Source organism: Bradyrhizobium sp. CCBAU 11386 (assembly GCF_028128955.1).
In the GTDB taxonomy this organism is placed as follows: Bacteria; Pseudomonadota; Alphaproteobacteria; order Rhizobiales; family Xanthobacteraceae; genus Bradyrhizobium.
Genome location: NZ_LBKA01000230.1, coordinates 65,497 through 78,339 on the forward strand (window position 1 = coordinate 65,497; position 12,843 = coordinate 78,339).

General features: G+C 65.9%; 13 protein-coding genes. 12 read left to right on the top strand and 1 reads right to left on the bottom strand.

Annotation, left to right across the window (positions count from 1 at the left end; translation table 11 throughout):
* The first annotated feature begins 15 nt into the window (after positions 1-15).
* Together XI09_RS22360 and XI09_RS22365 are read left to right on the top strand one after the other, a co-directional pair.
* Complete coding sequence (locus tag XI09_RS22360) at positions 16-1,599, top strand: ABC transporter substrate-binding protein (protein ID WP_271568770.1); 1,584 nt, start codon at positions 16-18, stop codon at positions 1,597-1,599.
* A complete protein-coding gene (locus XI09_RS22365; protein ID WP_271568771.1) occupies positions 1,596-2,969 on the top strand; it encodes an amidohydrolase family protein in 1,374 nt (457 codons plus the stop codon). The genes XI09_RS22360 and XI09_RS22365 overlap by 4 nt, the downstream gene beginning before the upstream one ends.
* A gap of 8 nt (positions 2,970-2,977) precedes the next feature.
* On the opposite strand, the gene XI09_RS22370 is transcribed toward XI09_RS22365, so the two are convergent.
* On the bottom strand, positions 2,978-3,877 hold the full coding sequence (locus XI09_RS22370) for a LysR substrate-binding domain-containing protein (RefSeq protein WP_271568772.1): 900 nt from the start codon (positions 3,875-3,877) through the stop codon (positions 2,978-2,980).
* A gap of 275 nt (positions 3,878-4,152) precedes the next feature.
* Between XI09_RS22370 and XI09_RS22375 the strand changes: the two genes are divergently transcribed.
* The 10 genes from XI09_RS22375 to XI09_RS22420 form a co-directional block, all read left to right on the top strand.
* Positions 4,153-5,187 carry an ABC transporter substrate-binding protein gene (locus XI09_RS22375; RefSeq protein WP_271568773.1) on the top strand — a complete coding sequence of 345 codons (1,035 nt, stop codon included), beginning with the start codon at positions 4,153-4,155 and terminating at the stop codon, positions 5,185-5,187.
* A gap of 23 nt (positions 5,188-5,210) precedes the next feature.
* Positions 5,211-6,248, top strand: a complete 1,038-nt coding sequence (locus XI09_RS22380; protein ID WP_271568774.1) for an ABC transporter ATP-binding protein — start codon at positions 5,211-5,213, stop codon at positions 6,246-6,248.
* The gene (locus XI09_RS22385; protein WP_011089930.1) at positions 6,245-7,144 is read left to right on the top strand and encodes an ABC transporter permease; all 900 of its coding nucleotides are present in this window, start codon (positions 6,245-6,247) and stop codon (positions 7,142-7,144) included. Before XI09_RS22380 ends, XI09_RS22385 begins: the two co-directional genes overlap by 4 nt.
* Positions 7,141-7,947 (top strand): ABC transporter permease, encoded by an 807-nt coding sequence (locus XI09_RS22390; RefSeq protein ID WP_271568775.1) that lies wholly within the window; start codon positions 7,141-7,143, stop codon positions 7,945-7,947. The genes XI09_RS22385 and XI09_RS22390 overlap by 4 nt, the downstream gene beginning before the upstream one ends.
* Positions 7,948-7,955: 8 nt before the next feature.
* Positions 7,956-9,092: an NAD(P)/FAD-dependent oxidoreductase gene (locus XI09_RS22395; protein WP_271568776.1), complete on the top strand. Its 1,137-nt coding sequence runs from the start codon at positions 7,956-7,958 to the stop codon at positions 9,090-9,092.
* Between the two features lie 32 nt (positions 9,093-9,124).
* Entirely contained in the window at positions 9,125-9,421 is a 297-nt protein-coding gene (locus tag XI09_RS22400; protein WP_271568777.1) for a (2Fe-2S)-binding protein, read from the top strand.
* Positions 9,418-10,836: an FAD/NAD(P)-dependent oxidoreductase gene (locus tag XI09_RS22405; protein WP_271568778.1), complete on the top strand. Its 1,419-nt coding sequence runs from the start codon at positions 9,418-9,420 to the stop codon at positions 10,834-10,836. The genes XI09_RS22400 and XI09_RS22405 overlap by 4 nt, the downstream gene beginning before the upstream one ends.
* Positions 10,833-11,954 (top strand): NAD(P)/FAD-dependent oxidoreductase, encoded by a 1,122-nt coding sequence (locus XI09_RS22410; RefSeq protein ID WP_271568779.1) that lies wholly within the window; start codon positions 10,833-10,835, stop codon positions 11,952-11,954. The genes XI09_RS22405 and XI09_RS22410 overlap by 4 nt, the downstream gene beginning before the upstream one ends.
* A gap of 15 nt (positions 11,955-11,969) precedes the next feature.
* Entirely contained in the window at positions 11,970-12,317 is a 348-nt protein-coding gene (locus XI09_RS22415; RefSeq protein ID WP_027545617.1) for a RidA family protein, read from the top strand.
* A 163-nt stretch (positions 12,318-12,480) separates the two neighbouring features.
* Positions 12,481-12,843, top strand: a 363-nt coding sequence (locus XI09_RS22420; protein WP_271568780.1) for an ATP-binding cassette domain-containing protein, incomplete at its 3' end; no start/stop codon positions are given.

Consider the following 12,843-nt stretch of genomic DNA (forward strand, 5'->3'; position numbering starts at 1 on the left):
CAGGAGCCTCTTGTAATGCCCATTTCCCGCCGCTCGCTCCTCAAGGCCGCCGCAGCAATGCCGGCACTTTCGCTGCCGGGCATCGTACGTGCTGAATCCCAGAGCACGCTGCGCTTCATTCCCGTCATCGATCTCGCTTTTGTCGATCCCATCTATTCGACGGCACAGGTGTCGCGAAACCATGGCTTCATGGTCTACGACACGCTCTATGGCATGAGCTCCTCTCTCCAGGTCTCGCCGCAGATGCTGTCGGGCCATGTCATCTCCGGTGACGGGCTGCAATGGGATCTCAGCTTGCGTGACGGCCTGTTCTGGCATGACGGCGAACGCGTGCTCGCCCGCGACTGCGTTGCGAGCATCCGCCGCTGGGCGGCGCGCGACGGCTTTGGCGGCGAACTGATGGAGGCGACCGACGAGCTCTCGGCTGCCGACGACCGCACCATCCGCTTTCGTCTCAAGCGTCCGTTCCCGCTGCTGCCGCAGGCGCTCGGCAAAGCCGCGATCAATGCGTGCTTCATGATGCCGGAGCGGCTGGCGAGCCAGGATCCGTTCAAGCCGCTGACCGAAGTCATCGGCAGTGGCCCGTTCCGCTATCTCGCCGACGAGCGCGTGCAGGGCGCGCGCAACGCCTACGCCAAGTTCGAGCGCTACCAGCCGCGCACCGACGGCAAGCCGGATTGGACGGCGGGACCGAAGATCGTGCATTACGACCGCGTGGTCTGGACCACCACGCCCGATGCCGGCACCGGCGTCGCCGCGCTCCAGACCGGCGAGCAGGACTGGCAGGAAACCACGCCGCACGATCTGTTGCCGGTGATCAAGGCCGCCGGCGACATCGACACGCGCATTCTCGACCCCCGCGGCTACGCCTGCATGCTGCGCCTCAATCATCTCCAGCCGCCGTTCGACAATCCCGCGATCCGCCGCGCGCTGCTGGGTGCGATCGACCAGTCCGCCTTCATGACCGCGGTTGCCGGCACCGATCCGGCCTTCCAGGTGTCGCCGATCGGCTACTTCGCGCCGGGAACGCCGATGGCGAGCGAGGTCGGTCTCGACGTGTTCCGCGGCCCGCGCGACTACGCCAAGGTGAAGGCTGACCTGAAAGCGGCCGGGTACAATGGCGAGAAGATCGTGCTGCTCGTGCCCACCAACTCGCTGGCGCAGAAGCCGCTCGGCGAGATCGCGGTCGACAGTTTGCGCAAGGCCGGCATGAACGTCGAATATGCCGGGCTCGATTTCGCCGTGGTGTTGCAGCGCCAGCTGAAGAAGGATCCGATCGGGCAGGGCGGCTGGAGCGCAGCGGTCGGCAATTGGCAGGGCATCGACTGGCTCAATCCGGCCGGTAACACCAACATCCGCGGCGAAGGCAAGGTCGCCGGCTGGTATGCGAGCGAGAAGATGGGGGCCTTGCGCAGCCAGTGGCTGGCGGCCTCCGAGCTTGCCGAGCAGCAGCGCATCTGCCGCCAGATCCAGGCGGTCGCGTTCGAGGAAATCCCCTATATTCCGATCGGCCTGTACAAGCAGCCGACCGCCTATCGCAAGGCCATCACCGGCATTCTCGACGGCACCGCCGTCTTCTGGAACGTACGCCCCGCATGAGCACGATCGCAATCTTCGGCAGCTATGTGCTGTCACGGAAAGACGGCGCGCAGGACGTGCTGCGCGACCATTGGGTCCTGGTCGAAGGCAAGAGGATCGCCGCAATCACACGCGACAAGCCGAGCGCGGATCAAACTTACGACCGTCCCGGCCGCTTCGTGCTGCCGGGCCTTTTGAACCTGCACAATCACTGCTTCTCCGAAGCGGTGGCGCGCAGCCACAGCGAGGACGGCAACGGCCGCAAGAACAATCAGAGCATCGTCTATACGGTGCTGCTGCCACTGACCAAGCGCGGCGCCGATATCCTGTCGGTGGAGGAGCGCATGGCAGTCGCCCGGCTCGGCATCCTCCAGCTCCTCAAGGGCGGCGCCACCACGGTGATGGAGCCGTTCCGCAACTCGATCCCCGAGATGTTCGACGCGGCGGAAGAGATGGGCATCCGCTTCTACGGCGCGCCATACCTCTTCTCCACCTCCGACGCCAAGGCGGGTCCGGATGGCGTGGTCCAATATTCCGGTGATGACGGCACCGCCGACATGGCGACGTGGGACGCGCTCTATCAGCGCTGGAACAATCGCGGCGACGGCCGCATCAGCCTTGCGATGAGTCCGCACGCCACCGACACCTGCGGCCCCGATCTGCTCAAGGCCTGCGCGGCGCGGGCGCGCGAGCTCGGCGTTCCCATCACGACGCATATGGCGCAGAGCCGCGCCGAGGTCGAGACCATCGGCAAACGCTATGGCGGCCGCACGCCGGCGCAATATCTGGACTGGCTGGGTCTGCTCGCGCCCGATCTCATGGCGGCGCATTGCATGTTCAGCACCGACGACGACCTCAAGCTGATGGCTGCGCGCGGCATGACCGTTCTGAATTGCCCGCGCGTGTTCGCGCGCGCCGGCGTCACCGCGGCGTTCAGCCGGTTCGCGGAGCACGGCGTGCGCACCGTGGTCGGCACCGACGGCTACAACATGGATCTGCTCGGCGAGCTCAATGCCGCCTCGCTGATCTCCAAGATCACGTCCCAGCGCGCCGATGTCGCCAATTCACCGGAACTGATCGAGGCGAACACGGCGGTGGCCGCCGACGTCATCAAGCGGCCGGACCTCGGCCGGATCGAGCCGGGCGCGACCGCCGACCTCACCGTGGTCGATCTCACCCATCCGCATCTCCAGCCGCTGTTCGACCCGCGCCGCGCGCTGATCGCGCTCGCCAACCGCGCCAATATCGACCAGGTCATGGTCGACGGCCGCGTGCTGGTCGATGCCGGCCGCTATCTCGGCGCTGACGAGGCCGCGATCACCGCGGCCGGCACCGCCGCGATCGGCAAGATCTGGGACCTGCCGGAGGCGCAGGCCGCGTTCAACGGCTGAGCGCCGATCTAATCCTCGAACTCCGCGAGCGACTTGCGCATGGTCTCGACCAGATCCAGCGCCACCGGCGAGGGGCTGCGCTGGGCCGGAAAGACTGCCGAGAATTCGAAGTCGATGCGCGGCAGGAAGCGGCGCACGACGACGCCGCGGGTGGAAAATTCCTGCGCGGTGAAGGGATCGCAGATGGCGACGCCAAGGCCTGACGACACCATGCCGCACATGATCTCAGACAGCGTGGTCTCGACCCGGAGCACGCGGCGGACATCGTGGCGATGGAACACCTGGTCGACGAGATGCCGGCTCGACGATCCCGCCGACAGCGAGATGAACGTCTCGCCCTCGAAATCGCGCGGCTCCAAGACTTCCTTCTCTGCGAGGCGATGACCGGTCGGCAGCACCGCGACGCGCGCCAGCGCCGGCAGCCGCAGGCTCGGCAGGCCGGAATGGGCGATCGGCACCTCGGCAAAGCCGATGTCGCATTGGTTGTTCAGCACCCAGTCGACCACGATCGGCGAGATCACGCCGAAGAAGGCGAGGTTGAGGTTGGGACGCTCCTTCAGGAAATGCCCGGCCAGCCGCGGCAGATAGCCGTTCGACAGCGCCGGCAGTGCGGCGATCCGCAGCGATCCGGTGCGGCGGCCGCGGATTTCCTCGGCCGCGGCAGTGATACGTTCGAGGCCGACGAAGGAGCGCTCCACTTCGGTATAGAGCGCCATCGCCGCGGCGGTCGGCACGAGGCCGGTGCCGCGCCGCTCGAACAGCTCCATCTTCAACAGCGCCTGGAAGTCGCGCAGCAACCGGCTGACCGCCGGCTGCGTCACCACCATCAGCTTCGCCGCCTCGGTGACGCTGCCGGTCAGCATCGTCGCCCGGAAGGCCTCCACCTGCCGCGAATTGATCCGCGCCATCCCAACTTCCAATCATAACATTTCGGCATGCAGAGGGTGCCATTATTCATTGGACGATGGAAGTATAGGTCTGCGATCTTTTTCATCAGAGCTGGAGACAGCCCGCTTTTTCGGCAGATTGGAGGGGTTCAAACCTCCAGATCGCGCCAAAACCCGCCGAGCAGGGGCCGGAGCCCTGATCGGAGACGGGTTTGCGCGGAAGGAAATGCGGAAGCGCTTCAGTCCGCGAGACACGTCGGCACGTCACCTCATTCCGGTATTGGAGATCGGTCCACATGAAGACTCTTCGCCTTCTGACAGCGGTCAGCATCGCGGCGCTCGTTGCCGCCTCTTCGGCCGCCTCGGCCCAGCAGAAAACGCTCTATGTCGCCGGCTACGGCGGCTCGTTCGAGAAGACCATCCGCGACGAGGTGATCCCGGCCTTCGAGAAGGAGAACGGCGTCAAGGTCGAATACGTCGCCGGCAACTCCACCGACACGCTGGCCAAGCTCCAGGCGCAGAAGGGCAACCAGCAGATCGACGTCGCCATCGTCGATGACGGCCCGATGTACCAGACGATCCAGCTCGGCTTCTGCGGCAAGCTCGACGGACTGCCGGCCGATCTCTACGACACCGCCCGCTTCAAGGACGATCGCGCGGTCGCGATCGGCATCGTCGCGACCGGCCTGATGTACAACACCAAGGTGTTTGCCGAGAAAGGCTGGGCGCCGCCGACCTCGTGGAACGACCTGAAGGACACGAAATACGCCAAGCAGCTCGTGATCCCGCCGATCAACAACACCTACGGCCTCGAAGCGCTGGTGATGCTGTCGAAGATGAACGGCGGCGGCGAATCCAACGTCGATTCCGGCTTCAAGATCTTCAAGGAGCAGATCAATCCGAACGTGCTCGCCTACGAGCCGTCGCCGGGCAAGATGACCGAGCTGTTCCAGTCCGGTCAGGCCGTGATCGCGGTGTGGGGCACCGGCCGCGTGCAGAGCTTCGCCAACACCGGCTTCCCCGTCGAGTTCGTCTATCCGAAGGAAGGCGCGGCGACGCTGCTGACGACCGCCTGCCCGATCACCAAGCCGAACGCCTCGCCGCTCGCGGGCAGCTTCGTCAAGATGCTGCTCGATCCCAAGATCCAGCTCGTGATGCTCAAGGATTACGGCTATGGCCCGGTGCTGAAATCGCTGGTGATCCCGCCGGAGCTCGGCAAGATGGCGCCGATCGGCGAGCGCGCGGCAAAGCTCTATAATCCGGACTGGACGGTCATCAACGAGAAGCGCGAGGAGTGGACCAAGCGCTGGAATCGCGAGGTCGAACGCTGATCGTTCGCAGCGGAGACAGCGCCATGGCCTATCTCGAGCTCGATCGGGTCGCCAAGCAGTTCGGAGTGCAGACTGTGGTCGACGACTTCAGCCTGTCGGTGGGGAAGGGGGAATTCATCTCCTTCCTCGGCCCGTCCGGCTGCGGCAAGACCACGACCCTCCAGATGATCGCGGGCTTCCTCGATCCCACGCGCGGCGCGATCCGGCTCGAGGGCAAGGATCTGACCGCGATCCATCCGGCCAAGCGCGGCCTCGGCATCGTGTTCCAGAGCTACGCGCTGTTTCCGCATATGACCGCGGCTGAGAACGTCGCCTTCGGCCTCGAGATGCGCAAGGTGCCGCGCGCTGAAAGGGCCGAGCGCGTCCGTGCCGCGCTCGCGATGGTCGGCCTTGCCGGCTACGAGGATCGCCATCCGCGCCGCATGTCCGGCGGCCAGCAACAGCGTGTGGCGCTGGCGCGTGCGCTGGTGATCAAGCCGAGCGTGCTGCTGCTCGATGAGCCGCTGTCCAATCTCGATGCAAAACTGCGCGAGGAGATGCAGATCGAGCTGCGCCAGATCCAGCGCACCATCGGCACCACCACCATCCTGGTCACCCACGACCAGAACGAGGCGATGTCGCTGTCCGATCGCATCGTGGTGATGAGCCAGGGCAAGATCGAGCAGATCGGCACGCCGCAGGAGACCTATGAGCGGCCGGCCTCGGCCTTCGTCTCGCAATTCCTCGGCAAGACGAATGACTTTGCAGCGACCATCGATCGGACCGCGACGCCCGCGAAGCTCGTGGCCGGCTCCTGGAGCGCGCCGGCGCCGGCGGGCCTCAGCGGCCCCGTCACCGTCAGTATTCGCCCTGAAAGAATCGGCTTTGGCGATGCGGGCCTCAGCGCAAAGATCGTCACGCGCATCTTCCAGGGCAATCACTGGCTGTTCCAGTGCGACAGCGAATGCGGCCCTGCAATCGTGATCCGTCAGAATGACGGCAAGGCACAGCCGACCGAAGGCGAGGCCGTTCGTCTCGCCTGGCGGCCGGAGGACATGAGCGTGCGCGGAGCTGCCGCATGAGCGCGGTCGCGGACACGGCTCCGCCGGGGGCCGCCGATGCGCGCATCGCACGCGCGCCATGGGTACTCTCCGCGCCCGCCCTGATGCTGTTCGTCGGCGTGCTGCTGATCCCGCTCGCGATGACGGTGATGCTGTCGTTCCACGATTGGGGCCAGTACAAGGGCATCGAGCCCGTCTTCATCCTGAAGAACTGGCACGAGATCGCGACCGATCCCTATTACGCCGAAATGTTCTGGCGGACGTTTCGCATCGCGATCCTGACGACGCTGCTCACCGCATTGTTGGGCGCGCCCGAGGCCTACATCCTCAACCGCATGAGCGGGCGCTGGAAGAGCTTCTTCCTGCTCGTCATCCTCGGACCGCTGCTGATCTCGGTGGTGGCGCGGACGCTCGGCTGGGCGCTGCTGTTCGGCGGCAACAACGGGCTCGTCAACAAGCTCCTGATGTCCGCCGGGCTGATCCGTGCACCGATTCCCTTCATGTTCACCGAGACCGGCATGGTCATCGCGCTCGCGCATGTGATGATGCCGTTCATGGTGCTGTCGGTGTGGGCCGCGCTTCAGCGGCTCGATCCGCAGATCGAGAACGCCGCGATGTCGCTTGGCGCGGGCCCGATCACAACTATTCGCCGCATCATCATGCCGCAGATCATGCCGGGCGTGCTGTCGGGCGCGATCATCGTGTTCTCGCTCTCGGCCAGCGCCTTTGCGACGCCCGCGATCATCGGCGGCCGCCGGCTCAAGGTCGCGGCGACGCTGGCCTATGACGAGTTCCTGAACACGCTGAACTGGCCGCTCGGTGCGGCGGTCGCCACGCTGCTGCTGGTCGCGCTGGTCTTGATCGTGGTCGGTAGCAATGCGCTGATCGAGCGGCGCTATGCGGAGGTGTTCCGATGAGACGGAACGGCCCGCTGGCGCTGATCTTCCACACTGTCTTCGTCATCGTCATGGTGGCGCCGATCCTGGTGGTCTGCCTCGTCGCCTTCACACCCGAAGGCTTCCTGTCGCTGCCGACCAACGGCTTCTCGCTGCGCTGGTTCAGGACCATCGCGAACTATCCTGAATTCATCCACGCCTTCTGGGTCAGCCTCGGGCTTGGCGCGCTGTCGTCCTTGGTGGCGCTGTTGTTCGCGGTGCCCGCGGCGCTCGCGATCGCGCGCTATCGTTTCCGCGGCCGTGATGCGCTCGCAGCCCTCTTCCTGTCGCCGCTGATGATCCCGCATGTCGTGCTCGGCATCGCCTTCCTGCGCTTCTTTACCTCCGCTGGCCTCGGCGGCAGCTTTGCGGCGCTGATCATCGCGCATGTCATCATCGTGTTTCCGTTCGCGCTGCGGCTGACGCTGGCGGCGGCGACCGGCATGGACCTCTCGGTCGAGATGGCGGCGGTCTCGCTCGGCGCCGGTGGCTGGACGCTGTTCCGGCGCGTGACCTTGCCGCTGATCCTGCCCGGCGTCATCAGCGGCTGGGCGCTCGCCTTCATCCAGTCCTTCGACGATCTGACCATGACCGTCTTCCTCGCGGCACCCGGCACCGAAACGTTGCCGGTGCGCATGTTCCTTTATATCCAGGACAACATCGATCCGCTGGTGACGTCGGTCTCGGCCTGCGTGATCGCGATCACCATGACCGCCCTCATTGTGCTCGACCGCTTCTACGGGCTCGACCGTGTGCTCGCCGGCAAGGGCGATACGGGACGATAGGAGAACTCATGTCAGGAGAATACGACGTCGCCGTCGTCGGCGGCGGGTTGCTCGGCTCCGCCATTGCCTGGGGCCTCGGCCGGCTCGGCAAGACGGTTGCCGTGCTCGACGAAGGCGACATCACCAAGCGCGCCTCACGCGCGAACTTTGCGCTGGTCTGGGTGCAGAGCAAGGGCCTGGGCATGCCGGCCTATACGGTGTGGACCGTGCAGGCGTCACAGGCATGGGGCCGGCTCGCTTCGGAGCTGAAGCAGCAGACTGGCCTCGATGTCTCGCTTCAACAAAATGGCGGCTTTCATCTCACCCTCGGCGAGGACGAATTCGGCCAGCGCACCGAGCTCGTCAAGCGCATGCACAACCAGGTCGGCGCTGCCGACTACAAGATGGAGATGCTGCCGGCGTCCGAGGTGAAGAAGGCGCTGCCGCTGATCGGGCCGGAGGTTTCCGGCGGCAGCTATTGTCCGCTCGACGGCCACGTCAATTCGCTGCGCACGTTCCGCGCCTTCCACACCGGCTTCAGGGCGTTCGGCATCGATTATCTTCCGGAGCAACCGGTTTCGGCGATCAGCAAGAGCGGCGGCGAATTCCGCCTGACGACGCCGAAGGGCGAGTTGCGTGCCGCCAAAATCGTGCTTGCCGCGGGCAATGCCAACCAGACGCTGGCGCCGATGGTCGGCCTCTATGCGCCGATGGGCCCGACCCGCGGCCAGATCGTGGTGACCGAGCGCACCATGCCGTTCCTGCCGCATCCGCTGACCACGATCCGCCAGACCGACGAGGGGACGGTGATGATCGGCGACAGCAAGGAGGACGAGCTGGACGATCGCGCGTTGAAGCATTCGATCAGCGGCGTGATGGCCGATCGCGCGCAGCGCATGTTCCCGCATCTTTCGCGGCTGAACGTGGTCCGAAGCTGGGCCGGCATCCGCGTCATGCCGCAGGACGGCTTTCCGATCTACGACCAGTCGAAGACCCATCCCGGCGCCTTCGTCGCCTGCTGCCATTCCGGCGTGACGCTCGCCTCCAACCACGCCTTCGAGATCGCGCGCATGGTCGCAGCTGGCGCGCTCGAGCCGGAGCTGGTCGGCGCGTTCTCGGCGAGTCGATTTGGCGCCGCCGGTGCTGCGAACAACAGCGGCTATTAGAGATTCTCAGGAAGGAGCCAAGAGGCATCCCCATGTTCAGGCGATCCGAACAGGACAAACGACCGCAGGTCCAGATCTTCGTCGACGGCGTTGCCGTCGCGGCGCGTCAGGGCGACACCGTCTCCGCAGCGCTGCTGGCCTCCGGCCAGGATGCACGGCGTTCCACCGCGGTGAGCGGCGCGTCACGTCTGCCCTATTGCATGATGGGCGTGTGCTTCGACTGCCTCGTCACCATCGACGGCGTCGGCAATCGCCAGGGCTGCCTCGTACCCGTCGCCGAGGGCATGGAGATCGAGATCCAGAAGGGCAAGCGGGAGATCGGAAGATGACTGTGGCTCCCAAGCGCGAAGAATACGATGTGGTGGTGATTGGCGCGGGGCCCGCCGGCCTCGCCGCCGCTGCGACATCCGCCGAAGCCGGCCTGTCCACGCTGCTGCTCGACGAGAATATCGGCCCGGGCGGCCAGGTGTTTCGCGCCATCGCTTCGACGCCGGTGACTGAACGCAACCAGCTCGGTGCCGACTACTGGGTCGGCGCCGATCTCGTGCAGTCGCTGCGTGCGAGCAATGCCGAAGTCATCCAGCGTGCCACGGTCTGGAGCCTCGATCGCAACCTCGACATCGCCGTCTCCATCGGCGGCGCCTCGGCCTTCGTCAAGGCAAAGCGTGTGATCCTTGCGACCGGCGCGCTGGAGCGGCCGTTTCCGATTCCGGGTTGGACGCTGCCGGGCGTGATGACCGCCGGCGCTGCGCAGACCATGCTGAAATCGTCGGCGCTGGTGCCCGATGGCCGCACGGTGATCGCGGGGCAGGGGCCCTTGCTCTGGCTGCTTGCCGCGCAGATTTTGCGGCTTGGCGGCCGCATCGACCGCATCCTCGACACCACCGCGCGCGGCAATTATTTCGCCGCGCTCCCGCATGCCTTCGCCTTTCTGACCTCGCCCTATTTCGCCAAGGGCCTGTCGATGATGCGCGAGGTGAAGGCGAAGGTGCAGGTCGTCTCCGGCGTCACCGAGCTCTCTGCGTCGGGTGACGGCCAGCTTGCGAATGTGAGCTATGTCGCCGGCGGCAAGCGCGAGACGCTTCCCGCCGATCTCCTGCTGTTGCATCAAGGCGTCGTGCCCAACGTCAATCTGGCGATGGCGGCCGGTGTCGAGCATCGCTGGGACGAGCTGCAATTGTGCTGGTCGCCGGTGCTCGATGCGAACGGTTCATCGTCGGTCGCTGGCATTGCGATTGCCGGCGACGGCGCCGGCATCGGCGGTGCCAATGCCGCCGTGGTCCGTGGTCGCATTGCGGCGCGCGCGGCGGTGGAGGCGTTGGCGCCCGCGGTTGCCGCGAAGCTCCCGGCAATGGCGACGCTCCGCGCCGATCTTGCCAAGGCCGAACGCGGCCGCGTCTTCCTCGACACGCTGTTTCGCCCGGGGCCGCAGTTCCGGATTCCTTCGGGCGACACCATCGTCTGTCGCTGCGAAGAGGTGACGGCAAAGGACGTTCTCGACTCCGTCGCGATCGGCGCGACCGGGCCGAACCAGCTCAAGGCCTATCGCCGCACCGGCATGGGCCCGTGCCAGGGCCGGCTCTGCGGCCTCACGGTCACCGAGCTGATGGCGCAGGCGCGGGCTAAGACCCCGCAGGAGATCGGCTATTACCGGCTGCGCGCGCCGGTGAAGCCGATCACGCTCGCTGAGCTCGCCGCCGTGCCGAAGAGCGAAGACGACGTCAAGGCGGTGGTGCGCGGATGACTGAAAACGTGGATGCGATCGTCGTCGGCGGCGGCATCCACGGATGCTCGACCACGCTGCATCTGTGCCTTGCCGGCCTGAAGCCGGTGCTGATCGAGAAGGACTATGCCGGCCGGCATGCTTCCGGCGTCAATGCCGGCGGCGTGCGCCAGCTTGCGCGGCACGTCCCCGAAATCCCGCTCTCGATCCGCTCTATGGGAATCTGGGAGAAGATCACCGATCTTCTCGACGATGATTGCAGTTTCGAGAGCCACGGCCAGGTGCTGGTCGCGGAAAACGAGGACGAGCTCGCCGTCTGCCGCGCGCGCGTCGCCGAACTCAATGCGCTCGGCTTCACCCATGAGGAGCTGATCGACGCCACTGAGCTGCGGCGGCTGGTGCCCGCGGTGGCCGACACCTGTCCCGGCGGCGTGGTCTCGCGCCGCGACGGGGCGGCCAATCCGGCGCAAACCACGACCGCGTTCCGGCGCAAGGCCGAACAGCTCGGCGCGACCGTGCGCGAGGGCGTGGCGGCCAGCAACATCCGCTACAGCGACGGCCTCTGGTATGTCGATGTGGGATCCGACACCTATGCCGCACCGGTGCTCGTCAACGCTGCCGGCGCCTGGGCCGGGAAGATTGCTGCTGCGCTCGGCGAGCCGGTGCCGGTCGAAACCGTGGCGCCGATGCTGATGATCACCTCGCGCGTGCCGCACTTCATCGATCCCGTCGTGATCCTGCGCGGCCGCAAGCTCTCCTTCAAGCAATTCAAGAACGGCACCGTGCTGATCGGCGGCGGGCATCTGGCGACGCCCTATCAGGACCGCAACGAGACGGTGCTGGACTGGAAGAGCCTCGCGATCAGCGCGCGTACCGTGTTCGAGCTGTTCCCGGTGATGCGCAGCGCGACGATCGTTCGTGCCTGGGCCGGCATCGAGGCCAAGATGAAGGACGACATCCCCGTGTTCGGGCCGAGTTCGCGGCACAAGGGCCTCTACCACCAGTTCGGCTTCTCGCTGCACGGCTTTCAGCTCGGCCCCGGCGCCGGCGCCGTGATGGCGGAGCTGATCGTCAACGGCGGCACCCAGACCCGCATCGGTGATCTCGGCATCGACCGCTTCCACCCTTCCACGCTCTAGCAACAAGAGGACATCATGAGCATCACCCGCAGCATCCGCACGCCGATCATGCACCGCGCCGTCGAGGCCAACGGCTTCGTCTTTCTCGGCGGCACCATTGCCGACGACACCTCGGTCTCCATGGGCGATCAGACCCGCAACATCCTCGGCAAGATCGCCGGCTATCTGAAAGAGGCTGGCACCGACAAGAGCCGCGTCGTCAGCGCCTCGATCTTCGTCACCGATCTCTCCAAGAAGAAGGAGATGGACGCGGCCTGGACCGAGTTCTTCGGCGACAACCTGCCGACCCGTGCCACCGTCGGCGTTGCCGATCTCGGCGGCAGCGCGCTGATCGAGGTCGTGGTCACCGCGCTCAAGGGCTGACGGCATCTGCCGATGGGGGACGTCAGCGCGCGACGCGCTGTGGTCCCCTTGGCTTGATCTTGCGCGTCTGCCGGACTAATTAGAGGCATCTCAATCAGGACATTCGCAGCCATGGATTTTACCCCGACCGCAACGCCGATCCGCCTTGCTCACGGGGAATTCCATGCCTGCTTCCATCATCCTGTCGAACCTGTCGCTGTCCACGCCTGACGGCCGTTCTCTTTTTTCTAATCTCGATCTGACATTCGCGGCTGAGCGAACCGGTCTCGTCGGGCGCAACGGCGTCGGGAAAACCACGCTGCTGGCCTCGATCTGCCGGGAACATGTTCCCCAGTCCGGGCGCATTCTCACCAACGGGACCATCGGCCTGCTGCGCCAGGACGTTCAGCTGCTCGCGGGTGCCACCGTGGCCGATCTGTTCGGCGTGCGGGAAGCGCTGGCGCTGCTTCGCCGTGCGGAGCGGGGCGATGCCTCCGCCGACGACATCGCTGCGATCGACTGGACCCTCGAAGCGCGGCTCGCGTCC

What these genes read in the sequence shown, in the direction of transcription:
- XI09_RS22375 (WP_271568773.1), top strand. Translation starts at nt 4,153, where the DNA reads ATGAAGACTCTTCGCCTTCTGACAGCGGTCAGCATCGCGGCGCTCGTT.
- XI09_RS22400 (WP_271568777.1), top strand. Translation starts at nt 9,125, where the DNA reads ATGTTCAGGCGATCCGAACAGGACAAACGACCGCAGGTCCAGATCTTC.
- XI09_RS22365 (WP_271568771.1), top strand. Translation starts at nt 1,596, where the DNA reads ATGAGCACGATCGCAATCTTCGGCAGCTATGTGCTGTCACGGAAAGAC.
- XI09_RS22395 (WP_271568776.1), top strand. Translation starts at nt 7,956, where the DNA reads ATGTCAGGAGAATACGACGTCGCCGTCGTCGGCGGCGGGTTGCTCGGC.
- XI09_RS22370 (WP_271568772.1), bottom strand. Translation starts at nt 3,877, where the DNA reads ATGGCGCGGATCAATTCGCGGCAGGTGGAGGCCTTCCGGGCGACGATG.
- XI09_RS22405 (WP_271568778.1), top strand. Translation starts at nt 9,418, where the DNA reads ATGACTGTGGCTCCCAAGCGCGAAGAATACGATGTGGTGGTGATTGGC.
- XI09_RS22390 (WP_271568775.1), top strand. Translation starts at nt 7,141, where the DNA reads ATGAGACGGAACGGCCCGCTGGCGCTGATCTTCCACACTGTCTTCGTC.
- XI09_RS22360 (WP_271568770.1), top strand. Translation starts at nt 16, where the DNA reads ATGCCCATTTCCCGCCGCTCGCTCCTCAAGGCCGCCGCAGCAATGCCG.
- XI09_RS22380 (WP_271568774.1), top strand. Translation starts at nt 5,211, where the DNA reads ATGGCCTATCTCGAGCTCGATCGGGTCGCCAAGCAGTTCGGAGTGCAG.
- XI09_RS22410 (WP_271568779.1), top strand. Translation starts at nt 10,833, where the DNA reads ATGACTGAAAACGTGGATGCGATCGTCGTCGGCGGCGGCATCCACGGA.
- XI09_RS22415 (WP_027545617.1), top strand. Translation starts at nt 11,970, where the DNA reads ATGAGCATCACCCGCAGCATCCGCACGCCGATCATGCACCGCGCCGTC.
- XI09_RS22385 (WP_011089930.1), top strand. Translation starts at nt 6,245, where the DNA reads ATGAGCGCGGTCGCGGACACGGCTCCGCCGGGGGCCGCCGATGCGCGC.